The sequence below is a fragment of the Ignavibacteriota bacterium genome, from assembly GCA_016212665.1.
Taxonomy (GTDB): Bacteria; Bacteroidota; Ignavibacteria; order UBA10030; family SZUA-254; genus FW602-bin19.
Genome location: JACREZ010000025.1, coordinates 62,569 through 89,352 on the forward strand (window position 1 = coordinate 62,569; position 26,784 = coordinate 89,352).

The following is a 26,784-nucleotide window of genomic DNA, read 5'->3' on the forward strand; positions in this document are numbered from 1 at the left end:
CTACTTGATTATTCATAACTATTCAGGTATTTGGCAAAAATGAGTAAGAAGCCCTTTTTGATTCTTTTAAGCATCCATATTTGTTCACTACTAATTAGTTTGCAAATAACAGCCATTTCCCAGTGGTCGCAGGATCCCAATATCAATACTCCAATCTGCACAGCAGATTCTGGCCAATTTTATCCGCAGATGATGAGCGATGGTTGGGGTGGAGCTTTTATCGTATGGAACGATCAAAGAGGCGATAACTTCGACATTTATATGCAGCACATAAATGGTGCAGGTGTGTCTCAATGGTCAAGTAATGGAGTAGCTTTGTGTACGGCTATCGGTGACCAACAGTGGTCTAATATGACAAGCGATGGGAACGGCGGGGCAATCATTACGTGGCAAGATACACGCAACGGCAATGTTGACATCTATGCACAACACATCAACAGAGCAGGCGTGGTGCAATGGACAAGTAATGGTATTCCCATTTCGAATGCTTTAAACAATCAAATGTATCCCACTATAGTTAATGACAGTTCTGGAGGTGCAATCATCAGCTGGGAAGATTATCGCAGTAACGGTATTTATCCCGATATATACGCCCAGAGGATAAATAATGCGGGTATAGTACAATGGGATAGCAACGGTATCGCTTTATGTTTAGCCACATCTTCTCAATGGAGACCGATCATCATAACCGACGGAAGCGGAGGTGCCATTGTTACGTGGTATGACTATCGTAGCGGTACGAATTGGGATGTCTTTGCTCAGAGGGTTAATAATAAAGGTGTTACTCAGTGGACGTACGATGGCGTTTTGTTGTGTGCATCGACAACAGACCAATATATCGAAGACATTACGAGCGATGGACAAGGAGGAGCAATTATTATATGGTGGGACTGGCACTATGGAATTGGTAGTGGAATTGATATTTACGCCCAGCGAATAAGTAATGGGGGATCGATTCTATGGGCAAGTCGGGGTATGCCCATATGCACGGGGACAATTTTGCAATACCAACCTGTAATCACCAGCGACGGGAATGGAGGAGCAATTATTACCTGGCGAAGGAATCCGGAGAACACGAGTGGCTACTCCGACATATATGCGCAACGCATCAACAGTGCAGGCGTAGTGCAGTGGACAAGTAATGGTATAGCAGTATGTGCAGCAACAAATTTACAAAGACATTCAAGTATCATCAGCGATGGATTGGGAGGTGCTATTATTACATGGGAAGATCGCCGCAATGATCCAAATAATGCACTGTCTGATATTTATGCACAGAACATTAACAGCGCAGGAGTTGTCGAATGGGCAACTGATGGTTTCCCCATTTCTACAGCAATGAATAAACAAGAGTGGCCAGTTATTGTCACGGATGGGATGGGTGGAGCGATCATCACCTGGCAAGACGAACGTAGTGATACGGGAGACATCTACACACAATGTGTCGACCACAGGGGAAGACTCGGGATTGGTACAACAACATCAACAATTTCGGTAAACAGCCGATGGAACATTGTCTCTTTTCCTTTAACTGTAAATAATTACACGAAAGCCATTCTCTTTCCTACAGCAACGTCAGATGCTTTTACCTACACAAGCGCGTATTCGCCTAAAGACACTTTAGCAAACGGAATCGGATATTGGTTAAAGTTTGCCTCACCCGAAAGTCTCAGGTTTCTCGGCGCACCCATTACATCCGAAACACTTGATGTAAATGAAGGCTGGAACATGATAGGTTCAATCTCATCACCAATTGTCGTTTCCTCCATCGTGAGTGAGCCGCCCGGGATGATAACAGGAAATTTCTTCGGGTACGCAAACGGTTATTCTACAGCAGATACTATCCACCCCGGAAAAGGATATTGGGTAAAGGTTAACCAAGCCGGCACGTTGATTCTCTCCTCGTCAATGACGATGTCGGCAGTAAATAGAATACGAATCGTTCCGACACACGAACTGCCGCCATCACCGCCGGAAGGAGAAGTTCAAAACTCAAAACCCGAAACTCCAACCGAGTTCGCTCTTGAGCAAAACTATCCCAATCCGTTCAACCCGTCAACAGTTATAAGTTATCAGTTAAAAGTGAAAAGTGATGTCACGCTGAAAATTTATGATGTGCTTGGTCAAGAAGTTGCCACACTTGTGAATCAAACTCAGGATGCAGGATATAAATCTGTCGAGTGGAATGCTTCCAACATCCAAAGCGGAATATATTTCTACCGTTTGCACGCAGGTAATTTTATAGAAACAAAAAAACTCCTCCTGATCAAGTGAACCACTAGTGGATTAGGTTGAGGGAAGAACGCAATCGTCCGTCTAACGCTGGTCGGGCGATTGTTTCATCAAGTGGAGTCCATCTCGTCTGCGTACGGGATGGACTCCACTTTTATTTTTGGTATATTATGCCGTCCATTATGAATATCAAATATTTTTACCTTACTCTCATTTTGATTTCCATTCTGTGTTCACACATTTTTGCATCAGAACCATCCGATGAATCACAACGGAAAAAAATTGTTTTCCCCGGTGAACAGGGAAATTCCCGTATTGTGTTCGGTCCTACGTTAGGCTTTCCGTCAGGTATGGGTCTAACAACCGGTTGGTATTCAAATCCAATAGCAATAAGAATTTCAGGCGGGATGAGTTTTACAGGATGGCAGGGAGTTCAACTTGATTGTTCACATATCATCTGGATTTTTCAATCTACGCGGCACGATGTTTCTATTACAGGAGGAGTATTCCGATACGAAAATCTGAACGATGACGGAACGGTTCAGTTCAATAATCAAAGTTATATCGGTTCCAACTATTCAGTCTTCTTCAAAGGATTTCATATTCAGGCAGGCTTTGCGTATGGAATCGAAGATTACTCCCACGCGGTTCTCCTGTTTCAGGCAGGATATTTATTCAAACTTTTCTAAATGAAGTGGAGTCCACTTTGCGAAGTGGACTCCACTTATGATACTACTTCCAGTTTCCCCAAGGGATCACTTCGCTGATTTCAAAATTCCAAGCAAGAACTTCCAGAACTTCTCAACGGTATCAATGTGAAGTTTTTCATCGGGTGAATGAACTCCTTCCATCGTAGGTCCGAACGAAACCATATCCATTCCCGGAAACTTCTCGCCGATGATTCCGCATTCAAGTCCGGCGTGAATTGCTTTCACGTGCGGCTCTTTCTTGTAGAGTTGCTTATACGTTTTCTTTGCAAGATTCAGAATCGGCGATTTGAGATTTGGTTTCCATCCGGGGTACCCATCCGAATTTTGAACCTTCGCTCCGCCAAGTCTGAAGATGGTAGAAACCGTCTGTACAGCTTCAAGCAACTCGGAGGCGACCGAACTTCGTTGACTTGTTGCCATGACGATTGCTTTATTCGTCGTGTTAATTACTGCAACATTGGTTGATGTTTCCACGAGACCGGGAATATCCGCACTCATCTTCAACACACCGTGAGGCAACGACATGATTGTTTGTGTAATTTTGTTCTGTAATGATTTTGCAATCACTTTCCCTTTTCCTGCTTTTTGAACTTGGAGTGTTATTGCAAGGTCAGGTTCTACAGTTGCAAGTTCCGCTTTGATAGTTTCATTCATCTTGGCAACTGCCGCCTTGGCTTTATCGAGATTAGCTTTGGGGACAAAAAGTTGAGCCACGCATTCTCTTGGAATTGCGTTGCGTTTGTTTCCACCGTTTACCGCGCTGAGCCGTGAGCCGAGAGCGTTGAGTTCATGAAGAACGCGATTCATAATTTTGATTGCATTACCGCGTCCTTTGTCAATCTCCAATCCCGAATGTCCGCCTTTCAATCCTTTTACACTTACTTCAACTGCAATTGAGTCGGCTGGAGCGTTTTCAAATTTCACATTCCATGTTGCAAGCGAATCACGTCCACCGGAACAACCGACATACAAAGCGCCTTCTTCTTCCGAATCGAGATTCATGAGGGTTTTGCTCTTGAGTAAATCGCCGCCGAGATTACTTGCACCGGTAAGTCCTGTTTCTTCATCAATCGTGAAGAGGAGTTCGAGCGGTCCATGCTGGAGCGTTTTATCTTCCATAATTGCTAACATCGTTGCGACGGCGATTCCGTTGTCGGCGCCAAGCGTTGTTCCGTTTGCCATGAGCATATTGCCTTTGCGAACGAGTTCAATCGGGTCTTTCATGAAGTCATGCTTCTTGTCTGCGTTTTTCTCACAAACCATATCGAGATGTCCCTGCAAACAGAGCGGCGCGACTTTCTCCCGTCCTTTCGATGCAGGTTTCGACACGACAACATTCATGTATCGGTCTTTCTTAGCTTCACAGCCGAGTTTCTTTGCTGTATCGAGCATGTATTTGACAATACGTTCTTCGTGCTTTGAGGGGCGCGGCACTTGCGCAATCTCTGCAAAGTATTTCCAAACGAGTGGTGGTTTTAATCCTTGAATCGCTTTTGACATAATTTTATTCCTTTAATAAATATGAAAATGACTATAAAAGTCTTTGTTGTTTTTCTAATCCGAGTTTCCCTCGGACAAATTTACGAATCTTTCTAATGGCTGAAATGGATGCACGAACTTCTGTCAGTGGGATAGTGTCGCCCGGATATCGGAATTCTACTGCATACGGGTCAAGAACAGACAGAAATGAAGTAAGAATTTTAAACTCATCATCAAGAGTTCGGCAAAGAGGTAATAGTTCTCGTACTAAAGCATGGGTTTTCGAAAAGCGAACATTGTTCTCAACTAAAAATGCCTTTAAATATTTCTCAGCACTTTGCTGACAAGCTAAACAAATCAAGTGCGCTGTCTTGTTTGATTTCTTTTTTGCCAGAAGTTCAGCACCCTCATAATCACCTTCTGCTTTATCAACCCATCGTTCAGTTTCATCGTTCATACAACACTCTACCTTCCTTGAATATTTCTTGTATAAACCAATCCCTTCCGGCGAGTGCTTTTATCACTTGTTTTTGATTTCTTACTACTATGTCAATTCCAAAACCACAAGCAGTAATTGCTCTATTCACATAACGAATCCTTTCTACTGAACTTCCCGGCAAATCAGCAACGACAAAAATATCGAGGTCACTCTCCTCCGTCGGTTTACCGCGACCGTAGGAGCCGAAAAGAATCACGAGATGCGGATTACATGTTTCGACAATTTCTTTCGTAATCTTGTTGATTGTTTTCTTTGAAATCATACTGTTGCTTTTTCATAGAGCAAGAACTTATCTCTCAACAACTGATTCACAAACTTGCCGGTTCGTTCATACATCGAATCAGGTGTTTCGTTAAACGCTCCTCCCATTTTGATTGCAATATCTCCAACGGTTGTGTTCCCGTCGCACTGAGTCCACACAAAACTTCCGCGCTCATCTAACTTTACTTTGATGTACGGTTTAGGAAGTTTTGTCATTAGCCATCGGGAGATTGCGCCAGTCCGAAATTTGGGAACAAGGAGAACGACGATGCCGTTCTCCTCTGTTTCCCATTTCAAATTTCGAATCGGTTTTATATCTAACAGGTTGAGTTGTGATTCCTGTTTTTTTGATTTGAACACTTTCTACATGACCGCAGTTGGTGGAGCCGGTTCATCTGCTTTGCCTGCATTGTTGATTGGTATCTTAATCAGAATCCAACCGATTATTGCAAGTACAACAAAACTAATCGTCAACGAAAAATCACTCGCTAATGAGAAGAGTGGAACTTCAAAGAACGCAAGCGCGGCAAACAATAATCCGATTAATGCTTCGCCTGCAATCAATCCTGCGGCAAGCAACACGCCTGTGTTTTCAACACGTGCTTTCTGAGCGTCGTTATGTTTTCTCGCTCCATTGAATTTATCAACAATACCTTTCAACACACCGCCGACAAAAATTGCAAACGTTGTATCGAGCGGTAAATACATTCCGACACTGACGAGCATCGGACTACGAACCTGCATTGCAATCAATCCAAGTCCCATTAACATTCCGACAACAATGAGGGGCCATGCCATTTGCCCGCCGACAATTCCTTGTGAAAGAAGCGCCATCAAACTTGCCTGCGGCGCCGCGAGTTTCGGTCCGCCAAATCCGCCTTCATACGGAGGGTCAGCCATTTTCCCAGCGTTTATATCTCCTTGCTGTAAAACAACCAACGGTAAAAACATCACTAACGAAGCAAGAGCAACGCCAATCAAATCACCAATCTGCATTCGCCACGGCGTACCACCGAGAATGTGTCCGACTTTCAAATCCTGCAACATTTCACCTGCAACCGCAGCCGAGACGCAGACAACTCCGGCAACTCCAAGCACTGCGGCAACTCCGGGATTTCCTTCCATCCCGAGAACCACCATCAGAATAGCAGCGACCAATAATGTTGAGAGCGTCAATCCACTGATGGGATTGTTACTTGAACCAATCATTCCAACGAGGTAACCGGAAACGGCGGCGAAGAAAAATCCTGCAATAATCATTACAACTGTTGCAATCAATGCTGCTAAAATATCTTGAGCAAAGAAATGGTAGATAAAAAAGGTTGCTACAGCAGTTAAACCGATACCAATCATAATCCATTTGAAACTGATGTCTTGCTCAGTACGAACGGTAACATGTTCGCCTGTCGCCGCTTTCTTTACATCGCCTATTGAACGTTTGATTCCTGTGATTAAACTCTTTCTCATTCTAAAAAGAGTGAACCCTGCGCTCACCAACATTCCACCAATGGCAATCGGACGCACGATATATTTCCAAACATTCGTTGACATCGTGAGCCAATCCTGTTCGGTTGGGGTTTGACCTGCATGACTTTGTTGCCACATTTCAATCAAACTCGGAGCGAGGAAATAAGTAAGTATCGGAACGAACAATCCCCATGCAAGAAGTCCGCCGCTGAAGTTAAGCGACGCGAGTTTCGGTCCGATAATATAACCGACTCCCATGTACGCCGGACTGATACCGGGAGTACTTGCAACGATACCGCCATCAAAAACTTTTCGTGATTCGAGAATAAGATTTTTATCAACAAAGGTTTTAAGAACGAGCGGGAAAGAAATAAACTTCTGCCAAGCAGTTGCAAAAAATCCTACCTGACCGAGCGATTGAATAACCGCACCGACGCCCATCGCGCCGAACAAGAACTTCGCTCCTGTTCCGCCGCTTCTTCCTGCTTTATGAATTTCTGCTGCTGCAACAGATTCCGGGAAGGGAAGTTCTGCATCTTCGACCATCACGCGGCGAAGCAATGCAACGAACATAATTCCAAGCACACCGCCTGCGAGCATGATTGCCGATGCTTGCAAGTAGTGACTCACTGTTGCAAACTCCGTCCAAATTCCTGCAATGAAAAAAGCAGGCAAAGTAAAAATTGCGCCTGCTGCAACCGATTCTCCGATTGAACCGACCGTACGTGCAAAGTTTTCTTCAAGAATATTTCCTTTCAGTACGCGCAAAATTGCCATGCCGATAACCGCGGCAGGATACGTTGCAGCGATTGTCATACCGGCTTTGAGACCGAGATACGCATTCGCCGCACCAAGCACCACGCACATGATAAGCCCGATAAAGAGCGCAGACATCGTGAACTCTTTCAGGTTCGTCTCGGCAGGGACAAATGGTTTGAATTGTGGTTTTTGTTCAGCCATAAATTCTCTCTTCTATAAATTAGTGATTAATTCTGTTTTTGAATTCTCTATTTTTTAATACTCATGGTTAGTTTACAGTTTACAGTTTCCTGTTTTCTGTTGATAATAACAGGAAACAGAAATCCGGAAACGGTTTACTACTCTTTATATTTCTGTCCTTTGATACTTGAATTGGTCAGATAGTTGATGAGCCCGTGAATCATCTTTGAAATCTCATCAGTGAGTTTGTACAGTTTGTCAAATTCATTTTCGTCAACATACGAATAATCTTTGGCTCGATACAATTGAGATTTCACTTCACCGGCAGAACCTTTTGCAATTCCTAAAAATTGGATGAATTCTTTTCGTCCGCCACGCTCAAAACCTTCAGCGATGTTATCCATGATAGAACCACTTGAAGCACATACCTGATTTCTCAACGCAAAGTCTTTAGCAAACTGTCCGTTTCGTGAAACGGCATAAATTTCCTGACACAACACTCTCGCTTTCTGCCATGCTTCAATATCTTCAAACCTTTTAATTGTAGCCATTCACATAACTGTAAAAACTGAAAACAGGAAACAGTAAACCGGAAACAGTAAATTACTGTACACTTTTTGAAAACAACGCCTTAAAAACATTACCTGCCACTTGCGGATTCTCTTTGAATCGTCGAATCGAATACTGATACCATTGTCTTCCGAACGGAACATAGACACGAAGGCGATGACCGTCCTTCAAAATTTTCGCCCGAAGTTCCGGGCGCACGCCAAGCAACATTTGAAACTCGTATTCGTGCCTTTGTAATTTCATCTTTTCAATTACCTTGTATGATCCGGCTACAAGGTCACTATCGTGTGTTGCAATGCCAACGTAGGCTTTTTCTCTCAGCATCACTTCAATGACACGCATGAAGTTTTTGTTAATTTCATCTTTTTGTTTGAATGCAATTTCAGCTGGCTCTACATAAATGCCTTTGCACAGGCGAAAGTTCCTTAATCCTTCCTGCATCAGCGAGACGACATCTGTTTCTGTTCGTTTCAAATACGCTTGAAGAACAATGCCCGAATTATCAAACTGCTTTCGGATTTCTTTGTACACCCAAATCGTGTCATCGGTGCAGGAAGAATCTTCCATATCAATCCGAACGAAATTGTTCCGTTCTTTCGCCGTTTGAACAATTCGTCGAACATTATCCAAGCAAAATACTTTATCAAGTTGCAATCCTAACTGAGTTAACTTGATGGAAACATTCGAATCAAGTTGTTCCTTCTCAATTGTTTTGATAACCTCGATAATCATCTCGGTCGCGGATGTTGCTTCTTCCCGCATTGTGATGCTTTCACCAAGCACATCGAGCGTCGCTATCATCCCTTGGCTGTTCAACTGTTTGACAACGCGAACAGCATCGGAGATTTCTTCACCGGCAATGTAACGACCTGCAAACTTTCTAACAATGGATTTCGGAACTAAGGGAACTGCTTTGACAACTAACTTATTCAGAAAATTCATAGGAGACTTCTCAGATTATCGAACGAAGATTTTCGGTTGAGCGGTTGCTGCTATAAACTTACGTGAACATGTTGTACGATGAAACGAATCAGAAAATAATTTATGTTGATGAACACGATGAACTGTTCGTGAAACAGTCGTGTCAAATTTGGAATACAGAAGATGAATACTCATCAGACCTTTGTCGAATTCAGAATAAAAGCGGAAAAATATAGACAAAGTTCGATGGAAAAGCAAGGAATTTCAGCCCCAAATCGCGTTTACAAGCCACACCGACATGAGAATTGCAACTACATCCGCTATGATTCCTGCCGGAACTGCTTGCCGGGTTTTCGTTACACCGACCGCACCGAAATACACCGCCAATACATAGAACGTCGTCTCCCCGCTTCCCATCATAACAGAAACCATTCTTCCAATAAGCGAATCTGCACCGTGTGCTTTGAATGTTTCAGACATTACGCCAAGCGCTCCGCTACCGGAGAGCGGACGCACCAACGCCATCGGTAATGTCTCGGATGGCATCCCAATGAAGTTTGTTATCGGTGAGAGAATCATAAATAAAAAATCCATCGCGCCGCTTGCACGGAATATACCAATCGCTACAAGCATTGCAACAAGGTACGGAATGATTCTGACTGCAACATCAAATCCCTCCTTCGCACCTTCTACAAATGCAGTGTAGATTTTTACTTTCTTGATTGCGCCATATACAACTATAAACAACACCAAGCCGGGGATTGCAATGACTGAAATCGTTTGAATGATTGATACAAAGGTTTCCATAAAAAGTTCCTTAGCTTTGAGCGGTGAGCACTGAGCAGTGATTCATAGTGATTTAGAAAACCCCATAATCATCCGACTTACTTCTTCAAGATTGTTGAGAAAGTCAAGTCGTTGTTGGTCTGTGATGTAATTACGGCGATGACAGATGATAATAATATTCGCGGTTTCGGAAACTGAACGATGAGAAAAATTCAAAAACTGCCTGAATTCGTGTTTTGATGTACTGCCTGAACCTTCTGCAATATTATTCGTAATTGACATCGCCGCTGAACGAAGTTGTTCAGCCCACCTGTACTTCCTCTTTTCATCTAATATTTCTGACAAATCAAAAAGATCTTCTGTAACAACAGATGCCTTCTTCCAAACTTCAAGTTTTTCAAATCTAAACATAGGGCTTTCCTGAATAAATCGGAGAATATTTACCTACAAACCACTGCTCACTGCTCATCGCTCACCGCTTCATCTAATTGTTTCTTAAATATTCGGAATCTTGAAAGAATTTTTACAACGATTATTCCTACGGTTGTGTTTACCGTGGTAGCAATGATAACAGGACCCAATATCTCCGTCGGATTCGAAGAACCTGACGCCGCACGAATTGCAATAACCGTTGCGGGAATGAGTTGTACACTACTCGTATTAATCACAAGAAACGTACACATTGCATCTGTTGCAGTTCCGATTTTTTTGTTGAGTTTGTTTAACTCTTCCATTGCTTTCAATCCGAATGGAGTTGCGGCGTTTGCAAGTCCGAGCATGTTCGATGAGATATTCATTATCATCGCTCCCATTGCAGGATGGTCGGCGGGAACATCAGGAAAGAGTCGAGTGGTGACAGGTTTCAAGAGTGTGGCAAGTTTGCTGACGAGTCCCGATTGGTCTGCTATTTTCATAATGCCAAGCCACAACGCCATGATACCGATTAAACCAAGCGCAAGTTCAACTGCCGTCTTTGCATATTTGATGATTCCGTCGTTTGTTACCTGACTTACTCTGACAAATTTTACCGGGTCAAACATAACAACTGCGGTTTGATTTGTTCCATCAATTCGTACTTTAGCAAGAAGATACTCCGTGTTCCGTTGCGCTTTGAAAATATCTTTCCAAAGTACAGGAGTATGTTCATCCGGGAAAATGTGGAGCGCACCCTGTTCGCCCGAACTTGTCAACAGTTCCGCTTTCTGTGCGATTCGTTCACTCGCCAAAGAAACACCATACGCTGATTGATAATCACGCGCATCGAGTAAAATGGTACAGTCATACTTTTTATTCGGCTCGATGATAGTTACATCATTCGGCAATTGAAGAGTTACTTCCAATTCCTCTCCATTCTGATATTTGTTCGATGACATCTCGCCGATGTCCGTTCCAACTGCGACAAGTATCCCGATAACAATCAACGAGAGCCAAATGTAATTCATCATAAATGAAATCTTCCAATGTGAAATAAAACGTGTGAATATAGGAGATTCTTGCTGAGGAATCAACCATTTTAGGATATGGATTTCAAAAATAGTATTTTTGTCCGCTTAATTTTCGGCAGGTTACCTGCCTTTTTTACAATCAACAAGGACAATAGAATGAAAATCCTCTGGCTGGCATGTGCAAGTCTTATTCTTATGGCATGTCAAGGCAATACACAACAACAAGTAGAAATCAAATCAAACAAAGACAGCGTCAGTTACAGTCTCGGAATGGACATCGGGCGCAACATCAAAGCACAAGCGCTTGATGTGGATACCAAAATTATCGCACAAGGGTTGATGGATTTTTTTGATAGCACGAAACTTCTCCTCAAAGATGAACAGGCACAGGCGTGTCTGACCGCATGGCGAATGGATCTGATGAAAAAACAACAAGCAGAAGCCGCCGCAAAAGGAGAAGCGAATAAAAAGAAGGGCGTCGAGTTTTTAGAGGAAAACAAAAAGAAAGAAGGAGTCGTTACGACTGCGAGCGGACTACAGTACAAGGTTATTAAAGAAGGAAGCGGTGCAAAACCGACTGCCGATAAAACTGTCACTGTTCATTACACGGGAACGTTGATTGACGGAACAAAATTTGATAGTTCAGTTGACCGCGGTGAACCTGCAACATTTCCGCTCAACGGTGTTATCCCCGGATGGACTGAAGGATTGCAATACATGACTGTTGGTTCAAAATACATGTTGTACATTCCTGCCGAATTGGGTTACGGTGAACGTGGCGCAGGACAGTCAGTTCCACCAAATGCAACGTTGATTTTTGAAGTTGAACTTCTCGAAATAAAATAACCGTCAGAAAAAATCCGAATCTCGAAATCATAAAAACGAAACAAATCCAAAACTCTAAACCTCAAACTGAATTCGGTAACGGTTTAGATTTTCGGAATTAGTAATTGTTTAGGATTTCTTTTTTCGAGTGTAGAATTTCAGTAAAGTCCGGTTCCAAATGTTAAGTCATGCCTTTGGTACCGGACTTTACTTTTTTACCAAACATTTCGCGTGTTTGTTATTGTACTTTTTCTCTAATGTACAATACACCGCTTGTTCTCTCCGACACGCTCCAACCGAATCTTTCTCAGCAAACTCTGCATGCCGACATGTAAAATCACAAAACATTGGCAGCGTTACTTCTGCTTTCTTTTTGTTTGATTGTTTACGCGTCAACTTCGTTCCCAACCGTTTGCTACAAGCGAATCAATAATTTCCTGACCACGGTGACCAAAAATCGGATGAGGAACGAACGATAATTCATCTGCCATTTTTAAGGCAACGCTTGATGGAGGAACGTTCATTGCCTTCGATTCCCTCAACACCTTCAATGCAACTTGATGAATTGAAAACTCCCAATCTTTATTAAGGTGCTGTTCGATTGCCGGGTCGTTGTTGACGTAACCGTACTGCTCATTTGCGCATGTTACGATTCCCATTCTGTTCGTGAGAAAATCAGGCACATACACTATCCCGCGTTGAAATAACGCAGCATCATCACGCACATGGTCTTCGAGTTGATTGTTCGCCGCGCCGCACACCATTTTTGCTTTGATGAGCGGAATGGATTTCAGATTCAACACAGCGCCAGTTGCACACGGAGAAAGTATATCACACTCGGTTGCAAAGAAATTATGGTCGCAGAGTGGAACAACCTTCGCCACGAAATTCTTCCCGGCTAATTCTTGTGTCAATTGCCCGGCTAATCTTTGATTGATATCGCATGCGATAACTTTTTCGACTTTCTTTTCAAACAAAAATTTGATAAGCGGTGCGCCAACATTTCCCATCCCTTGAACGGCAACGATTTTTCCTTCCAATCCTTTTTCACCGAGAAATTCTAATGCGGCTTCCATTCCACAAACAACGCCACGCGCAGTCGGCACAGAAGGATTCCCGCTTCCGCCAAGCGACGGCGGAATGCACGTTGTAAAACGTGTCTTGGAAAAAACATTAGCCATGTCTGCAACATGTGTTCCGACATCTTCCGCCGTTACGTAACAACCTTGAAGCGAGGTCATCATCTCACCAAATTCCTGATACAACGCACTGCGCGCATTTTCATCGAACTTCTCAACATTCGGGTTGTGCGCCATGACTCCTTTTCCACCGCCCCACCAAAGTCCGGCGAGAGCATTTTTATGTGTCATACCTTTTGCAAGCCGGAGACCATCCCGTAGATATTCTTCCATCGTATGATAACTCCAATACCGCACTCCGCCCGCCGCTTGCCCGCGCCATGTTCGATGAACAAACGCGCCTTGAAGTGTATCATGTTTGTCGCTGACTTGAAGAAAAATTCCCTCGTGCGTGTTAAAATCCCGTGTATCTGATTGAAAGAACTCTGCAATGTGCTTCAATGCCAGATGTGAGGATTTAACTGTTTTTGTTTTTGAATCAAACACAAAATAACATCGCCGGATATTCTGCTGTTTCAGGAAAAGAACAAACTCTTGTGGAGTGATTGATAGAAGATTCGAAGAGGTACTCATATTCGTTTTCCATAGTTGAGATTAATTGAGGCGGACAAAAATACCTATCATATAGACGAAAAACAAAAGAAGGATTTTCTGTTTACAGTCTTTTTCATTCCTACCACCTATCACCAATCACCTAAATCATCCAAATGACAAATGACTATTGACGAATAACCAATAGACTTGCTTAAATAAATGATTCCTCGTATAATCACCATCATTTTTCATGTTCTTACAAATTACATTTAAGGAAAATATTTATGAGTTCGGTTCGAGTTTTAGTCGGTACAAAAAAAGGCGCGTTCATTCTTACATCGGATGGAAAGCGCGAGAAATGGGAAGTCAACGGTCCGCATTTCGGCGGCTGGGAAATTTATCACATGAAAGGTTCGTTGGTTGACCCAAACCGGATTTATGTTTCGCAAACAAGCGGGTGGTTCGGTCAACTCATTCAACGCTCGGATGATGGCGGTAAAACATTTTATCCTACGGGAACGAAACTCGAAGACCTCATGGGACCCGACGGAATGCCGAAAGGGACCGGCAATATGTTTGTGTATGATACTTCACCCGAAACAGGAAAGCCGTTGACAACACATCAATTTTATGACGGCACTCAGCATCCTTGGGAATTCAAACGTGTTTGGCATCTCGAACCATCCCTCACCGATGCAGAAACAGTCTTCGCCGGTGTTGAAGATGCGGCGATGTTCAAAACAACCGACGGCGGAACAACGTGGCACGAACTTTCCGGAATGCGCGGACATGGAACCGGACCGAATTGGGCTCCGGGCGCGGGCGGCTTGGGACTTCATACAATTTTATTAGACCACACAAATCACGAGCGAATGTATGTCGCTATTTCAGCGGCTGGCGCATTCCGTACCGATGACGGCGGCAAAACATGGAAGCCAATCACGAAAGGATTATCTTCGAACTACATGCCTGACCCGACAGCAGAAATCGGACATTGTGTTCATCGCATCGCGATGCACAAAGCGAAACCGAATACATTGTATATGCAGAAACATTGGGATGTCTTGCGCACAGACGATGCCGGAGAAAACTGGCATGAAGTAAGCGGAAACCTGCCGACAGATTTTGGTTTTGTGATTGATGTTCATGCACACGAACCGGAAACGATTTATGTCGTCCCGATTAAAAGCGATTCGGAACATTATCCGCCGGAAGGAAAATTGAGAGTCTATCGAAGTAAAACCGGTGGCAACGATTGGGAACCGTTGACGAATGGCTTACCACAAAGCGATTGTTACGTGAACATTTTGCGCGATGCGATGTGTGTTGATTCGCTTGATTCATGCGGCGTCTATTTCGGAACAACAGGCGGACAAGTCTATTGCTCGCCCGATGGCGGAGATAATTGGAAACCAATTGTCCGCGATTTACCCGCTGTCCTTTCAGTTGAAGTCCAGACGTTGCCATGATTCGTGTTGTAATACCGGCTCATCTTCGGACATTGGCAAAAGTTAATTCGGAAGTGATACTTGAACTTAACGGTCAGGTGACACAACGCTCAATCCTCGATGCGCTTGAAACAAAATATCCTGTGTTGCGAGGAACTATCCGTGACCACGTTACATTGCAACGACGACCGTTCATCCGGTTCTTCGCATGCAAAGAAGATTTCTCCCTCGAATCGCCCGACCTCCCGCTCCCTGATGCAATTGCTTCAGGAAAAGAACCATTTATGATTATTGGGGCGATTGCGGGGGGATGAAATTTATGTGCGACTCACTCTCATAAAAAGAATAAATTGCATTACCAATATTTATGGAATTTATGAAATAAGTGAGTCGCACATTCACATAAAAATTTGTTCAACAGAAAAAACATTGTACATTCAATCAACTCAATTTTATTGTAAGAAAAAACGAAGTCAATGCTAACCAAAACTCAACTTCAAACGACCATAGAAAAACTTCCCGAGCAATTTACAGTTGACCAACTGATTGATTATCTCGTTTTCACTGAAAAGGTAGAAAGGGGTTTGCAACAATCAGAAGCGGGATTAGTTAACTCAAAAGAAGAAGCGGTTCAGAAGCTTCGTAAATGGTTACTGTAAAATGGACTAACTTAGCTCTCGACGATATGGATTCTATTGCTGAATATATTTCGAACGATTCGTATCGTTATGCTAAGTTAATGATTGCAAGACTATTTACCGCGGCAGATATTTTGGAAACATTTCCAAAAGCGGGAAGAACTGTTCCCGAATTTGCCAACGAATTGATTAGAGAAATTATCGAGGGAAAATATAGAATAGTCTATCGCATCGTCAATGAAAAACGTATTGACATTCTTACAGTACATCACAGTTCATGTCTTTTAGAAAATTCACCGTTGTATAACGATCTCATTTAATGAATCGGACAATACGGCATCCTTCTCTGTCTTGTTTGTTACAATTATCAAAGGAACTCCTATGCGTTACAAAATTTCAATCATTATTTTGTCCTTCCTATTTTCCTCAACTCTTATGTTCGGTCAAGGTTCGCTTGTCAACAAAGAAACAAACGCCGCGTATCTTGATGGCGCATACTTGCACAGCAGTGAACTCACCGGCTACAATTTTTCCGGCGGGTTTGTGTTTGACGGAACATTTGATTTTGGATTGAGTTTGGGCGCGCTCGACCCCGAAGCGACATACTTCGGTTCAACTCTGAATGCGACAACCTTTGCGGCAAAGTTCTCATTCTTCCCTCTCAAACAGGATAACGATTCCATTCCGCTCAGTATTTCACTTCACATCGGTTACGACCAAACTGATTACAGTTCGGAAGTTCTCGACAGGACAAACACAACATTGAGTTCAAACATTTTCTCTTTCGGCGGGACGATGTATCGTGATTTGAAAGTACGAGGCGACGTGAAGTTTCAGCCGTTCTTCCGGCTTTCCAATCACCGGGCAACATACTCCGATGCTTATCCGAGAATCAATTCAAATGCATCGGAAACAGAAAATTATTTTGTGGCAGGATTCGGGATGTCGGTGATGACAAGAATTTCTCACGACGCACTCCTCTATGCTACACCGGAATTGACGGTATCGAAACACCCGAATTTATTTTCGCTACGGGCGGGATTGATTTTTCCGCTTAAATAAAAAAAGTGTAGTCCACTTGCGAGTGGACTACACTTATCTAACAACAAACAATCTCAGTACGCTGCCAACTTCAACGCGGCATCCAAAATATCCTGTTCCTGAAGAAGCACTTCATGTTCAAGAATACGTGAGAACGGAACGGGAGAATCTTTCGAGCCGACACGCATGATTGGCGCATCGAGATAGTGAAACGCTTTCTCTGCTACGATGCTTGCCACTTCCCCGCCAAACCCGCCAAACATCGGATGCTCGTGAACAACGAGCAGTCGTCCTGTCTTTTTTACTGATGCAAGAATTCCTTCAACATCGAGCGGCTTCAGCGAACGCAAGTCAACTACTTCCGCACTGATGTTGTGGTCATCGTGCAGGCGATGTGCAACACGCATTGCAAAATGGACAGGCGTACCCCACGTGATAATGCTCAGGTCGTTTCCTTCATGACGTACACGCGCTTTCCCGAACGGAACAACATGGTCGGAGGATGGCTTGTGAGATTTTGTAAAAAATTGATTGTAGATAAATTTATTTTCGAGAAAGAATGTTTGCCCGCGGCTTCGCATTGCCATTCGCATCAAACCAATAGCATCATCGGCAAACGAAGGAACAACAACACGGAAACCGGGAAGCGATGCAAAAATTCCGTCAACACTCTGCGAGTGGTACAACCCGCCGCCGATGTATCCGCCGGAAGAAAGACGCATAACAATGTTCGGTACGAACTGACCGTTCGAGCGGTAATACTCGTGTGAGTTTTCAATGAGCGCTTCCATTGCGGGCCAAATGTAATCGGCAAACTGAGCGGCTTCAATCACCACCCAAATATCATCACGGTAACGGCAGAAACCGTTGGCAGTTCCGACAATAAAATCCTCCGCAATCGGAGCGTTGAAAATCCGGCGACTGCTAAACTCCTGCAACATTCCTTTCGTAACGTTGAACACGCCTCCTTTATCTTTCGAGGCAACATCCTGTCCCCACAAAAACGTGTTCGGGTTGCGGCGAAATTCTTCTTTCAACGTTTCGTTGATTGCTTCACGCAACGTGAACGACGGACTCTCCTGATTCACAGAAGCCGGGTCATCTTCGTGAGCGTGTTCATATGGTTCGGGAGTAATAAACTGAAGCGCGGTTTTCGGGTCGGGGTCAGGTTCCGCTTCAACTTTGATTGCGGCGGCTTCCACTGTCTTCGCGTTTTCATCCTCAATCTTTAGAATTTCTTTCTCTGTCAATTCGCCTTGCGTGAGAAGATAATTCCGAAATCGTTTTACAGGGTCGGAGAGTTGCGCTTCCGTTATCTCTTCGACGGAGCGGTACAACTCATGCTTATCGGAGTTACTGTGCGATTGCAATCGTACACAATCCGCATGAACGATTGCCGGACCTTCACCCGTCTGAATATAATCGAGCGCTTCCTGCATCCCGCGCCAACAATCGAATACGTTTGTTCCGTCAACGCGGACAATTTTCAAGTTCTTAAATCCAACAAAATTATCGGCAACACATTCGTTCGCCGCCTGCTCGACAATCGGAACGGAAATTCCGTACCTGTTATTTTGTATGACAAACACGACGGGAAGTTTCTCCCGCGCCGCGCCGCTGATTGCCTCATAGACGTATCCTTCCGAGATTGCCGAATCGCCGGAACTGTAAAAGGCAATTTCATCCCCTTCATATTTTTTTATTGCCCGCGCCACACCGACTGCATGAAGCGTATGATTACCCGTTACGGAAGAAACGTTTTGAATTCTGATAGATGGTTTTGCAAAGTGATTGCTCATGTGCCGTCCGCCTGAAGCAACATCCGTCGCTTTCGATAAACCGTTGCGGATGATTTCTTCGACGGTTAATCCTGCGGCGAGGCAGGTCATCAAATCGCGGTAATAGGGGAAAAGAAAATCCTTGTTTTGCCGGAACGAAAGTCCGAGCATGAGTTGCGCCCCCTCATGTCCTGAACACGCCGCATGGTACGACCATCCTTTTGCCTGCTTAACATAGAGCGCGGCTTTTTGGTCGAGCAGACGAGCGAGGTGCATGAGTTGGTACCATCGCTTCAGCGTATTTTTATGGACGGAGATTCCAAAATCATCGAGTGGTAAAAGAGAAGTAGTTGCGGTTTCATGGTGTGCGTGCCCGCCTGTTGCGGGTGTGGTTTCAGTTTCTGACATTTCAATCCTGCATTGTTCAACAAACAACGTTCATAAAAAAGAACGAATGAGTATCCCGGAAATTTCGTTCGTCATTTTGACGAAGTTCCGAATCTGTTTCACTTGTAGAAAAACAGATGCCGAACTGAATTCGGCATGACGATAAATGAAATTTTAGAGACAATTCATTTTTTGATGGCATAAGATAGAAAAATTTTTTGTCAGGGCAAATTTCGATATATTCGACACGAATTATCAACAATCTGAAAGTTTCATGCCCCAAACCCTCAACATTTTATTCATCGGCGATATTGTCGGAAAGCCCGGCTTCGAAATTACCGAGACACTCCTCAAAAGTTATATCCAAAAATATAGCGTGGATTTGTGCATCGCCAACGGAGAAAACCTTGACGAAGGAAAAGGGATTGATGAAAAACTTGCCGCGAAGTTATTCGGACTCGGTGTGCAGGTGATTACGACCGGCAATCATCTGTGGGACAATTGGGGAGCGAAAAAACTCCTCGCTTCAAATAGAAATGTTCTCCGCCCGTTGAACTATCCATCCGAAAACCCCGGCAACGGTTTTGTGGTGTATGATTTGGGAGAGAAAGGAAAAGTCGGCGTGCTGAATATTCAGGGAAGAATTTACATGCAACCGATTGATTGTCCGTTTCACAAAGCGGAATGGGCTGTGGAAAAAATGCGCGAGCAGACAAAGGTGATATTTGTTGATTTGCACGCTGAAGCCACGGCGGAAAAAATTGCAATGGGTTGGCATCTCGATGGAAAAGTTTCGGCGCTTGTCGGCACGCACACACACATCCAAACCGCCGATGCAAGGATACTGCCGAAAGGAACTGCGTACATCACCGATGTCGGCATGACCGGTCCGTACGATTCCGTCATCGGAATGAAAACCGAGATTGCATTGAAGCGGCAAATCCTGCAAACGCCGTTCAAATATGAAATGGCAACGAACGATAACCATATCTGCGGCGTTTACGTGCAAGCGGATGTCGAAACCGGAAAGGCGTTGAAGTTTGAGAGTTTTATTTATCCAAAGTTTCTATAATGGTTAGAGGTTTCAGGTTTGAGGTTACAGTTTTATGGTTTGTAGTGAAATTCAAACCACTAACCACTAACCACTAACCAATTTTTTATGTCTGCGAAAATAATAGACGGTAAGAGAATCGCTGAAGAAATTCGGAGCGAAGTTAAACAGGAAACTGAGCGGCTGAAGACTGAGCGAGGAATTGTTCCGGGACTTGCGTTCATTCTTGTGGGCGAGAATCCCGCTTCACAATCGTATGTGAAGATGAAAGGGAAAGCGTGCGATGAAGTTGGATTTTATTCCGTGACAGAAAAACTTTCTGTCGAAACTTCTGAACACGAACTTCTTTGTTTGATAGAACAATTTAATCATGACACGAAGATACATGGAATTCTTGTTCAACTTCCTTTACCAAAGCACATCAATGAAGAACGAATACTCAACGCGATTGATTATCGAAAAGATGTGGATGGATTTCATCCCATCAATGTCGGGCGATTAGTTACGGGACAAGATTGTCTGAAGCCCTGCACTCCTCTCGGAGTTCAGGAACTTCTTATTCGAAGCGGAAACGACCCGTCAGGAAAACATGTCGTCGTTGTCGGAAGAAGTAACATCGTCGGTAAACCGGTGATGAATATTCTTTTGCAAAAACAACGGGGAGCGAACGCTGTCGTTACTATTACTCACACAGGAGCGAAAGACATTTCATACTTCACCAAGCAGGCGGATATTTTGATTGCGGCAATCGGCAAAGCGGAAAGTATCACCGGGGAAATGCTCAAACCCGGCGCCGTCGTGATTGATGTCGGCATCAATCGGATTGAAGATTCATCTGCAAAAAACGGATACAGAACTGTCGGCGATGTACACTTCGCTTCTGCCTCACAGATCGCCTCTGCAATCACTCCCGTTCCCGGCGGAGTCGGACCCATGACGATTGCAATGCTCTTGAAGAACACACTTCAAGCCGCGAAAACGATGTGAGATGTGGGATTTGGGATATGAAATTTTGAAGATGAGAAATTCACTTCGCACCAATTAACTACTCACGAATTAACTAATCACCAAAATGAAGCAGGAAATCTCAAACATTCTCTTCGTAACATTGGGTGGAGGAATTGGTGCGGCATCACGATACTCACTGTCGAATTTCGTTCATCGGTTTTTGGGGAGTAGTTTTCCTTACGGAACTCTCACAGTGAATATCCTCGGTTGCCTGCTCATCGGAATGTTGATGACAATGTTTGAAGAACGATTTCTTGTCAACCCGTCGCTGAGAATTTTTTTCACCATCGGAATTCTTGGAGGATTTACAACGTTCTCAACATTTAGTTATGAGACAATTATGATGTTGAAAGATGCTGAATTCCTGAACGCAGGATTGAATATTATCGGCAGTGTTGCACTCTGTCTCGGAGCGACACATCTTGGAATGATACTTGGAAAAATTCTTTAATCGAAGGAACAACAAATGAAACTTGCCAGTGAAGGAAAACTGCTAAGAATTTTTTTAGGTGAACGGGACCACGTTGAACACCAACCGCTCTACGATGTCATTGTCAGAAAAGCCAAAGAGTTCGGATTGGCAGGCGCTACAGTTCTTCGCGGCGTGGAAGGATTCGGTGCGTCAAGTCGGGTCATTCACACTGCAAAGATTCTTGAACTCTCTCAAGACCTCCCCATTGTTATCGAAATTGTTGACACAGAGGAAAAGATAAAACAGTTCATTCCTGTTGTTGATGAATTGTTTGAACGTGTCGGATGCGGAGGAATGGTAACTATTGAGAAAGCGGAAGTCATCAAATACACGCACGGAAAACAACCTTGACAGACATGAGATTTGAGTTTTGGGCGTTGGGCATTGACAAATGAATTTTCCCCGTCTTTGTGTGTATATGTTCCTCTGTGGCATTGTTCTCACCCGACCTTTGTCGGCTCAACAAGATTCTTCATCGTTCAAATATCTTCCAACCGTTCTCTCTGATACGAAGTTATTCTTTTCAGATGCGGGAAGTTTTTTCTCATCTCCCTTACATTTTTCAGAAAACGATTTGTTAGTAACAGGAATTGTTATTGGAAGTACCGCGACACTCTTCCTTCTTGATGACGAAGTCCGTTCCATTGCTCAACGAAATCAAACATTGTTCGGGAATGATGTTGCAGATATCAGTCGAATCTATGGAGAAACATTTTTCGGTGTGGGATTTTCGGCGGGGATTTATGGCGTTGGATTATTTTCAAAGAATAAAGAAGTGAGAACCACCGGCTTGATGGTGTTCGAGTCGCTCGCGTTTTCCGCCGCAATCACTCACACGCTGAAAGTCATCATCGGGAGAAGCCGTCCATATACAAATGATGGCTCAACACAATTTCAAGGAATTCAATTTGCCGAAGAATATGTTTCGCTCCCTTCGGGACACAGCACAGCGGCATTTGCTCTATCAACCGTTCTCGCATATCAAATAAAAAATAAGTACGCAACTATCGGACTGTACTCACTCGCCACACTTACCGCGCTTTCTCGTGTGTACACGGACGTTCACTGGACATCGGATATTTTTCTTGGCGCGGCGATTGGGATGGTAACAGGAAATGCGGTGGTGAAACTTCATGAGAAACGAAAAGAAGAATCAACAATGATTCTTCAACTCAAGGGAAACGGGATAAAATTTTCTCTTGTGTTTTAAAATGAGATAAATCTATTTTATAAAAAGAGATGGACGATGTAGTACGAAACAGCGCCAACTAACGCTGAGGCGGGAATAGTGAGAATCCACGCGATGATGATGTTACCGGCTAAACCCCAGCGAACAGCGGAGAGTCGTTTCGTCGCTCCGACTCCCATGATTGCCGCTGTAATTGTATGAGTAGTACTGACAGCAATTCCAAACCAGGCAGTGATGAGAAGCGTTAATCCTCCGGCAGTCTCAGCACAAAATCCACCAGACGCTTTGAGTTTTGTAATTTTTTGACCCATCGTTTTTACAATGCGCCAGCCTCCGAATAATGTTCCCATAGCAATGGCAAAGTGAGAAAGCAAAATCACCCACAACGGAACATGAAACTCATATACCCGAAAATATTCAGGAAGGTCGAGAGCATTAGATGCGGTAACCGTAACAAGCAAACCGGTAATGATCCCCATGGTTTTTTGTGCGTCATTCGTTCCATGTCCCAAACTGTATAACGCGGCAGAGACCAATTGTAGTTTTCGAAATACATTATTAATTTTGCTTGAGGAACGACCATGAAACATCCACATGAGAATTGCCATAAGAGTAAATCCCATAATCAAACCGAGAAATGGAGCGATAACGATGAACATGAGCGTATTTATCCAACCGGAAAAAAGAATGGTTCCAATACCTGCCTTTGCAATTGCGGCCCCTGCGTACCCGCCGATGAGTGCATGAGATGAACTTGTCGGGATTCCGTAATACCACGTTATGATGTTCCAAACAATAGCGCCAATCAAGCCACTCATAATTACGTAATGACCCGGGGCGATAAGACTTAAATCTATCAATCCTTTCCCTATTGTTTTTGCCACATGAACATCAAACATAAATGCGGCGACAAGATTGAAGAACGCCGCCCACATAACCGCTTTACGCGGTGTTAGAACTCTCGTTGATACAATCGTTGCTATCGAATTCGCTGCATCATGAAATCCATTGAGGAAATCAAAAATTAGGGCGATGAAAATGATGACAAGTACTGTGGTAAACATAAGAGGAATTGTTACGCGTGTTTAATGAGGAGCGTTTCCAGCACATTCGCTGCATCCTCACATTTGTCGGTTGCTGTTTCCAAACCGACATAAATTTCTTTTAGTTTAATGACCTTAATCGCATCTTTTTCATTCTCGAATAATTGGGCTATCGCATTTTGAAAAACTTCGTCCGCATCATTTTCATATTCATTGATTTTTTTTAAAATATTCTGAAGGTTTTCGGGATTGCGTAGATCTCGTAAGGAGCGAATACCGGGAATGAGTTCGCGAACCGAGTTATCAAGAATGTTGGCTAACCGAATCATATCGGGGGGAGTTTCATGAATTTTATAGAGAACAAACCGTGAAGCGCTTCCGTCAATATAATCTATTATATCATCCAAGGCAGAGGCAAGCACATGAATATCCTCTCTATCGAACGGAGTAACAAAGGTCGCATTCAGTTCGGCAAAAATATTATGCGTCACAGTATCGCCCATATGCTCAAGTTCGTGCATATGCTCTACATGTGCAATTCGCTCCTCATAACGGGAAGCAAGAATAACTTGCAAAAGTTCAGTCGCCTTTTTCAGGTTCTGTGCAGATTCTTCAAAAAATTGGTAAAACTTCTCATCATGAGGAAGCAGTGCTTGAATGATACTATCTATTCTCATACATCATTTATGATTTTGTTGGAAGTGTTCAGGATTGTGGCGCGAATATAAAGAGAACTCCCGTAACAGCCAAAGGCTGAGTTTCAAACATTGAGGGGCTTCGCTTTTGGTACAGGTTTGAAAAATAGATGGATGCAAAGGAGCAACAATCCAATATCCTCCACAACTCTATCCCACCCGACAATGGAAGATTTTGCCGCGCCGAAACATCCACAGTTAATTTCCAATCCACGGAATATGGCGGACGAGATCGCGATGATGAAAACGAGATTCAGCACTGAAAGTAACGCGGCGCTTGCCCGGACACGAAAGCCTCCGAGGAGATACAATCCGCACAACAATTCGACCCACGGAATTATCAAAGCGAAAATATTCACCAGCGAAAACGGCACAAGTCCGTACGCATGAACATTCGATGCGAATAATTCCGGCATCGCAATCTTATCCACACTTGCAATCACGAACACGAGTCCTAAAATTGTTCGAGAAAGAAATATGGTGTCTGTATTTTCTAAGAACTTTTGCACGATAAATAGTTTTTTGTTTTTATTCTCTTGTTATTAGTTATTTGTCATTCGTCATTGGTGAAATACTTGATACCGGATTGTGTTCATAATCGCCCCTGCACTCTACACTCTACACTCTACGCCCTTGCACGAATGGGAAACACGCGGTCATCCACAACTCAAATCTTTTATCTTTCAATCTGCATCTCATCGCGTTCCCATCTGTCCCAACCTTCTTCAAACAAGAGTAGTCGTTTGAATTCCAATTGTTCCATAAATTCTGCAAGCCCGCGACCGAGCGGACACATAAGGTTGTTACAATAGATTGCTACGGTTGTATCGCGCGGGAACATTGCAAGTTGTTCAAAGTAATTATCAACTTGCAGATATGGAATATTGATTGAACCGGGAACGCGCCCTTTTTTGAATTCGTCAGGTTCGCGGGCATCAAGAATCAACGTTTGACGGTCGCGCACCAACTGAGCAAACTTCTCAACAGAAATTATTTTAATTCCTTTCCATGATTCTTTCGGTTTTGGTTGAACGGGTTTCTTCTCAACTGCTTGTTCTGATTTGGGCTGTTCCGGCTCGGCTTGTTGGAAGTGAACCGAATCCGTTATTGAAGAATCAACTTCTTGAATTGATGTCGAAAATAATTCAGTCAATGAAGTAGTATCTTTTGGCAGTTCTTTCCTAATAAGAGAGATACCTTTGGGAGAAAAATAATTGTAAATGAAAGCAAGCGCAACAGCAAGCAACACTATACCGCCGATTTCTTTCAGCAATTTCATTTGTGAATCGCTCATTCTGCTAACCGCTCCCCGACTGATATTTTGTAGCCGCGTAAAAATTCCTCTGCCGACATTTTCCGTTTCCCTTCCTGTTGAAGTTCAAGAATCTCCACAGCGCCGCTCCCGCATGAAAGAACAAGGCGTTTATCGGCAACTAGAACTTCCGAAGGTAAACCCGCCCGAACATCATCAACCATTCTGCTTCGAAATAATTTTAACATTTTTCCATGATGGAGTGTGAACGCACATGGAATCGGTGAGAGCCCCCGAATCCTGTTGTGAACTTCTTGTGCGGGTTTTGTCCAATCTACAATGCAATGTTCTTTGAATAATTTCGGCGCGGGAGTTGCGTGTGAATTATCCTGCGGATGACGCGGGGGATTTCCTTTTTCAATCAACCGGACGGTGTGAAGAACAATCTCCGCTCCGATTTCTGAAAGCCGGTCATGGAGTTCTCCCGCTGTTTCATTCTCCCGAATCGGTAACCGCGCTTGGAGAATAATATTTCCTGTGTCCACTTTATCGTCAAGAAAAAATGTCGTAACTCCGGTCTCTTTTTCTCCGTTAATAATTGCCCATTGAATCGGCGCAGCACCCCGATACTTCGGCAACAAGGAAGTGTGAAGATTGAACGCTCCGTATTTCGGCAATCGAAAAACTTCGGGGGGCAAAATCCTGAAGGCAACAACAACGAAAATGTCCGCCTCCAACGCTCGAAGTTGTTCTATGAATGATGAATCTTTTAATGAAGCAGGTTGGAAAAGCGGGAGATTGTGTTGAAGCGCAAATTCTTTGACGGGCGAAATTGAAACTTTTTGTCCCCGTCCCGCAGGTTTGTCAACATTCGTTACAACTCCGACGATCGGGTACGATTGTTCAACAAGAAGTTTGAGACTCGGAATTCCAAACTCCGCTGTTCCCATGAAAACTATTCGCATCGTTCAGTCT

30 protein-coding genes are annotated in these 26,784 nt (G+C 43.7%); 13 read left to right on the top strand and 17 right to left on the bottom strand.

The window, feature by feature from the left end:
* The first annotated feature begins 39 nt into the window (after nucleotides 1-39).
* Nucleotides 40-2,274: a T9SS type A sorting domain-containing protein gene (locus tag HY960_08465; protein ID MBI5215771.1), complete on the top strand. Its 2,235-nt coding sequence runs from the start codon at nucleotides 40-42 to the stop codon at nucleotides 2,272-2,274.
* Between the two features lie 128 nt (nucleotides 2,275-2,402).
* Nucleotides 2,403-2,921 carry a hypothetical protein gene (locus HY960_08470; GenBank protein ID MBI5215772.1) on the top strand — a complete coding sequence of 173 codons (519 nt, stop codon included), beginning with the start codon at nucleotides 2,403-2,405 and terminating at the stop codon, nucleotides 2,919-2,921.
* Between the two features lie 66 nt (nucleotides 2,922-2,987).
* Here HY960_08470 and HY960_08475 read toward each other — a convergent pair whose 3' ends face one another.
* The 10 genes from HY960_08475 to HY960_08520 all read right to left on the bottom strand — a co-directional run bounded on the left by HY960_08475 (nucleotide 2,988) and on the right by HY960_08520 (nucleotide 10,904).
* A complete protein-coding gene (locus tag HY960_08475; protein ID MBI5215773.1) occupies nucleotides 2,988-4,442 on the bottom strand; it encodes an aminoacyl-histidine dipeptidase in 1,455 nt (484 codons plus the stop codon).
* Nucleotides 4,443-4,473: 31 nt separating this feature from the next.
* Nucleotides 4,474-4,878: a HEPN domain-containing protein gene (locus HY960_08480; GenBank protein ID MBI5215774.1), complete on the bottom strand. Its 405-nt coding sequence runs from the start codon at nucleotides 4,876-4,878 to the stop codon at nucleotides 4,474-4,476.
* The gene (locus HY960_08485) at nucleotides 4,868-5,182 is read right to left on the bottom strand and encodes a nucleotidyltransferase domain-containing protein (protein ID MBI5215775.1); all 315 of its coding nucleotides are present in this window, start codon (nucleotides 5,180-5,182) and stop codon (nucleotides 4,868-4,870) included. Before HY960_08485 ends, HY960_08480 begins: the two co-directional genes overlap by 11 nt.
* Nucleotides 5,179-5,541 (bottom strand): PqqD family protein, encoded by a 363-nt coding sequence (locus tag HY960_08490; protein ID MBI5215776.1) that lies wholly within the window; start codon nucleotides 5,539-5,541, stop codon nucleotides 5,179-5,181. The genes HY960_08485 and HY960_08490 overlap by 4 nt, the downstream gene beginning before the upstream one ends.
* Nucleotides 5,542-5,544: 3 nt before the next feature.
* A complete protein-coding gene (locus HY960_08495) occupies nucleotides 5,545-7,608 on the bottom strand; it encodes an oligopeptide transporter, OPT family (protein ID MBI5215777.1) in 2,064 nt (687 codons plus the stop codon).
* A gap of 137 nt (nucleotides 7,609-7,745) precedes the next feature.
* The gene (locus HY960_08500) at nucleotides 7,746-8,138 is read right to left on the bottom strand and encodes a four helix bundle protein (protein ID MBI5215778.1); all 393 of its coding nucleotides are present in this window, start codon (nucleotides 8,136-8,138) and stop codon (nucleotides 7,746-7,748) included.
* A gap of 52 nt (nucleotides 8,139-8,190) precedes the next feature.
* Nucleotides 8,191-9,099 carry a proline dehydrogenase family protein gene (locus HY960_08505; GenBank protein ID MBI5215779.1) on the bottom strand — a complete coding sequence of 303 codons (909 nt, stop codon included), beginning with the start codon at nucleotides 9,097-9,099 and terminating at the stop codon, nucleotides 8,191-8,193.
* A 243-nt stretch (nucleotides 9,100-9,342) separates the two neighbouring features.
* Entirely contained in the window at nucleotides 9,343-9,885 is a 543-nt protein-coding gene (locus HY960_08510) for a spore maturation protein (protein MBI5215780.1), read from the bottom strand.
* A 42-nt stretch (nucleotides 9,886-9,927) separates the two neighbouring features.
* The gene (locus HY960_08515) at nucleotides 9,928-10,275 is read right to left on the bottom strand and encodes a four helix bundle protein (GenBank protein ID MBI5215781.1); all 348 of its coding nucleotides are present in this window, start codon (nucleotides 10,273-10,275) and stop codon (nucleotides 9,928-9,930) included.
* Between the two features lie 47 nt (nucleotides 10,276-10,322).
* A complete protein-coding gene (locus tag HY960_08520; GenBank protein MBI5215782.1) occupies nucleotides 10,323-10,904 on the bottom strand; it encodes a nucleoside recognition protein in 582 nt (193 codons plus the stop codon).
* A gap of 561 nt (nucleotides 10,905-11,465) precedes the next feature.
* Here HY960_08520 and HY960_08525 point away from each other — a divergent pair.
* Nucleotides 11,466-12,155, top strand: a complete 690-nt coding sequence (locus tag HY960_08525) for an FKBP-type peptidyl-prolyl cis-trans isomerase (protein MBI5215783.1) — start codon at nucleotides 11,466-11,468, stop codon at nucleotides 12,153-12,155.
* Nucleotides 12,156-12,526: 371 nt separating this feature from the next.
* Here the strand turns inward: HY960_08525 and HY960_08530 are convergent, their stop codons facing one another.
* The gene (locus tag HY960_08530; protein ID MBI5215784.1) at nucleotides 12,527-13,846 is read right to left on the bottom strand and encodes a Glu/Leu/Phe/Val dehydrogenase; all 1,320 of its coding nucleotides are present in this window, start codon (nucleotides 13,844-13,846) and stop codon (nucleotides 12,527-12,529) included.
* Between the two features lie 245 nt (nucleotides 13,847-14,091).
* Between HY960_08530 and HY960_08535 the strand changes: the two genes are divergently transcribed.
* The 5 genes from HY960_08535 to HY960_08555 all read left to right on the top strand — a co-directional run bounded on the left by HY960_08535 (nucleotide 14,092) and on the right by HY960_08555 (nucleotide 16,955).
* Entirely contained in the window at nucleotides 14,092-15,276 is a 1,185-nt protein-coding gene (locus HY960_08535) for an exo-alpha-sialidase (GenBank protein ID MBI5215785.1), read from the top strand.
* Complete coding sequence (locus tag HY960_08540) at nucleotides 15,273-15,569, top strand: MoaD/ThiS family protein (protein MBI5215786.1); 297 nt, start codon at nucleotides 15,273-15,275, stop codon at nucleotides 15,567-15,569. Before HY960_08535 ends, HY960_08540 begins: the two co-directional genes overlap by 4 nt.
* A 162-nt stretch (nucleotides 15,570-15,731) precedes the next feature.
* Nucleotides 15,732-15,914 (top strand): hypothetical protein, encoded by a 183-nt coding sequence (locus HY960_08545; protein ID MBI5215787.1) that lies wholly within the window; start codon nucleotides 15,732-15,734, stop codon nucleotides 15,912-15,914.
* The gene (locus HY960_08550) at nucleotides 15,902-16,213 is read left to right on the top strand and encodes a type II toxin-antitoxin system RelE/ParE family toxin (protein ID MBI5215788.1); all 312 of its coding nucleotides are present in this window, start codon (nucleotides 15,902-15,904) and stop codon (nucleotides 16,211-16,213) included. The genes HY960_08545 and HY960_08550 overlap by 13 nt, the downstream gene beginning before the upstream one ends.
* A 61-nt stretch (nucleotides 16,214-16,274) precedes the next feature.
* Nucleotides 16,275-16,955 carry a hypothetical protein gene (locus HY960_08555; GenBank protein MBI5215789.1) on the top strand — a complete coding sequence of 227 codons (681 nt, stop codon included), beginning with the start codon at nucleotides 16,275-16,277 and terminating at the stop codon, nucleotides 16,953-16,955.
* 53 nt (nucleotides 16,956-17,008) lie between these two features.
* Here the strand turns inward: HY960_08555 and HY960_08560 are convergent, their stop codons facing one another.
* A complete protein-coding gene (locus tag HY960_08560) occupies nucleotides 17,009-19,120 on the bottom strand; it encodes a 2-oxoisovalerate dehydrogenase (protein MBI5215790.1) in 2,112 nt (703 codons plus the stop codon).
* 253 nt (nucleotides 19,121-19,373) lie between these two features.
* Between HY960_08560 and HY960_08565 the strand changes: the two genes are divergently transcribed.
* The 5 genes from HY960_08565 to HY960_08585 all read left to right on the top strand — a co-directional run bounded on the left by HY960_08565 (nucleotide 19,374) and on the right by HY960_08585 (nucleotide 22,840).
* Entirely contained in the window at nucleotides 19,374-20,171 is a 798-nt protein-coding gene (locus HY960_08565; protein MBI5215791.1) for a TIGR00282 family metallophosphoesterase, read from the top strand.
* 87 nt (nucleotides 20,172-20,258) lie between these two features.
* Complete coding sequence (folD, locus tag HY960_08570; GenBank protein ID MBI5215792.1) at nucleotides 20,259-21,137, top strand: bifunctional methylenetetrahydrofolate dehydrogenase/methenyltetrahydrofolate cyclohydrolase FolD; 879 nt, start codon at nucleotides 20,259-20,261, stop codon at nucleotides 21,135-21,137.
* 85 nt (nucleotides 21,138-21,222) lie between these two features.
* A complete protein-coding gene (gene crcB, locus HY960_08575; GenBank protein MBI5215793.1) occupies nucleotides 21,223-21,609 on the top strand; it encodes a fluoride efflux transporter CrcB in 387 nt (128 codons plus the stop codon).
* Between the two features lie 15 nt (nucleotides 21,610-21,624).
* On the top strand, nucleotides 21,625-21,981 hold the full coding sequence (locus HY960_08580) for a DUF190 domain-containing protein (protein MBI5215794.1): 357 nt from the start codon (nucleotides 21,625-21,627) through the stop codon (nucleotides 21,979-21,981).
* Nucleotides 21,982-22,021: 40 nt separating this feature from the next.
* The gene (locus HY960_08585) at nucleotides 22,022-22,840 is read left to right on the top strand and encodes a phosphatase PAP2 family protein (GenBank protein ID MBI5215795.1); all 819 of its coding nucleotides are present in this window, start codon (nucleotides 22,022-22,024) and stop codon (nucleotides 22,838-22,840) included.
* A gap of 17 nt (nucleotides 22,841-22,857) precedes the next feature.
* On the opposite strand, the gene HY960_08590 is transcribed toward HY960_08585, so the two are convergent.
* The 5 genes from HY960_08590 to HY960_08610 all read right to left on the bottom strand — a co-directional run bounded on the left by HY960_08590 (nucleotide 22,858) and on the right by HY960_08610 (nucleotide 26,774).
* Nucleotides 22,858-23,883, bottom strand: a complete 1,026-nt coding sequence (locus tag HY960_08590) for an inorganic phosphate transporter (protein ID MBI5215796.1) — start codon at nucleotides 23,881-23,883, stop codon at nucleotides 22,858-22,860.
* Nucleotides 23,884-23,894: 11 nt separating this feature from the next.
* Nucleotides 23,895-24,539, bottom strand: a complete 645-nt coding sequence (locus tag HY960_08595) for a DUF47 domain-containing protein (GenBank protein ID MBI5215797.1) — start codon at nucleotides 24,537-24,539, stop codon at nucleotides 23,895-23,897.
* Between the two features lie 83 nt (nucleotides 24,540-24,622).
* Nucleotides 24,623-25,066 carry a DoxX family membrane protein gene (locus HY960_08600; protein ID MBI5215798.1) on the bottom strand — a complete coding sequence of 148 codons (444 nt, stop codon included), beginning with the start codon at nucleotides 25,064-25,066 and terminating at the stop codon, nucleotides 24,623-24,625.
* Between the two features lie 167 nt (nucleotides 25,067-25,233).
* Nucleotides 25,234-25,851: a rhodanese-like domain-containing protein gene (locus HY960_08605; GenBank protein MBI5215799.1), complete on the bottom strand. Its 618-nt coding sequence runs from the start codon at nucleotides 25,849-25,851 to the stop codon at nucleotides 25,234-25,236.
* Nucleotides 25,848-26,774 (bottom strand): methionyl-tRNA formyltransferase, encoded by a 927-nt coding sequence (locus HY960_08610; protein ID MBI5215800.1) that lies wholly within the window; start codon nucleotides 26,772-26,774, stop codon nucleotides 25,848-25,850. Before HY960_08610 ends, HY960_08605 begins: the two co-directional genes overlap by 4 nt.
* Nucleotides 26,775-26,784: the final 10 nt, after the last annotated feature.

Bases quoted from the DNA above. Each gene is read 5' to 3' on its own strand.
- HY960_08595 (MBI5215797.1), bottom strand. From the start codon at position 24,539: ATGAGAATAGATAGTATCATTCAAGCACTGCTTCCTCATGATGAGAAG.
- HY960_08545 (MBI5215787.1), top strand. From the start codon at position 15,732: ATGCTAACCAAAACTCAACTTCAAACGACCATAGAAAAACTTCCCGAG.
- HY960_08580 (MBI5215794.1), top strand. From the start codon at position 21,625: ATGAAACTTGCCAGTGAAGGAAAACTGCTAAGAATTTTTTTAGGTGAA.
- HY960_08535 (MBI5215785.1), top strand. From the start codon at position 14,092: ATGAGTTCGGTTCGAGTTTTAGTCGGTACAAAAAAAGGCGCGTTCATT.
- HY960_08610 (MBI5215800.1), bottom strand. From the start codon at position 26,774: ATGCGAATAGTTTTCATGGGAACAGCGGAGTTTGGAATTCCGAGTCTC.
- HY960_08495 (MBI5215777.1), bottom strand. From the start codon at position 7,608: ATGGCTGAACAAAAACCACAATTCAAACCATTTGTCCCTGCCGAGACG.
- HY960_08470 (MBI5215772.1), top strand. From the start codon at position 2,403: ATGCCGTCCATTATGAATATCAAATATTTTTACCTTACTCTCATTTTG.
- HY960_08520 (MBI5215782.1), bottom strand. From the start codon at position 10,904: ATGTTTGACCCGGTAAAATTTGTCAGAGTAAGTCAGGTAACAAACGAC.
- HY960_08515 (MBI5215781.1), bottom strand. From the start codon at position 10,275: ATGTTTAGATTTGAAAAACTTGAAGTTTGGAAGAAGGCATCTGTTGTT.
- HY960_08585 (MBI5215795.1), top strand. From the start codon at position 22,022: ATGAATTTTCCCCGTCTTTGTGTGTATATGTTCCTCTGTGGCATTGTT.
- folD (MBI5215792.1), top strand. From the start codon at position 20,259: ATGTCTGCGAAAATAATAGACGGTAAGAGAATCGCTGAAGAAATTCGG.
- crcB (MBI5215793.1), top strand. From the start codon at position 21,223: ATGAAGCAGGAAATCTCAAACATTCTCTTCGTAACATTGGGTGGAGGA.
- HY960_08605 (MBI5215799.1), bottom strand. From the start codon at position 25,851: ATGAGCGATTCACAAATGAAATTGCTGAAAGAAATCGGCGGTATAGTG.
- HY960_08485 (MBI5215775.1), bottom strand. From the start codon at position 5,182: ATGATTTCAAAGAAAACAATCAACAAGATTACGAAAGAAATTGTCGAA.
- HY960_08550 (MBI5215788.1), top strand. From the start codon at position 15,902: ATGGTTACTGTAAAATGGACTAACTTAGCTCTCGACGATATGGATTCT.
- HY960_08560 (MBI5215790.1), bottom strand. From the start codon at position 19,120: ATGTCAGAAACTGAAACCACACCCGCAACAGGCGGGCACGCACACCAT.
- HY960_08510 (MBI5215780.1), bottom strand. From the start codon at position 9,885: ATGGAAACCTTTGTATCAATCATTCAAACGATTTCAGTCATTGCAATC.
- HY960_08505 (MBI5215779.1), bottom strand. From the start codon at position 9,099: ATGAATTTTCTGAATAAGTTAGTTGTCAAAGCAGTTCCCTTAGTTCCG.
- HY960_08465 (MBI5215771.1), top strand. From the start codon at position 40: ATGAGTAAGAAGCCCTTTTTGATTCTTTTAAGCATCCATATTTGTTCA.
- HY960_08590 (MBI5215796.1), bottom strand. From the start codon at position 23,883: ATGTTTACCACAGTACTTGTCATCATTTTCATCGCCCTAATTTTTGAT.
- HY960_08475 (MBI5215773.1), bottom strand. From the start codon at position 4,442: ATGTCAAAAGCGATTCAAGGATTAAAACCACCACTCGTTTGGAAATAC.
- HY960_08480 (MBI5215774.1), bottom strand. From the start codon at position 4,878: ATGAACGATGAAACTGAACGATGGGTTGATAAAGCAGAAGGTGATTAT.
- HY960_08530 (MBI5215784.1), bottom strand. From the start codon at position 13,846: ATGAGTACCTCTTCGAATCTTCTATCAATCACTCCACAAGAGTTTGTT.
- HY960_08555 (MBI5215789.1), top strand. From the start codon at position 16,275: ATGCGTTACAAAATTTCAATCATTATTTTGTCCTTCCTATTTTCCTCA.
- HY960_08540 (MBI5215786.1), top strand. From the start codon at position 15,273: ATGATTCGTGTTGTAATACCGGCTCATCTTCGGACATTGGCAAAAGTT.
- HY960_08525 (MBI5215783.1), top strand. From the start codon at position 11,466: ATGAAAATCCTCTGGCTGGCATGTGCAAGTCTTATTCTTATGGCATGT.
- HY960_08565 (MBI5215791.1), top strand. From the start codon at position 19,374: ATGCCCCAAACCCTCAACATTTTATTCATCGGCGATATTGTCGGAAAG.
- HY960_08500 (MBI5215778.1), bottom strand. From the start codon at position 8,138: ATGGCTACAATTAAAAGGTTTGAAGATATTGAAGCATGGCAGAAAGCG.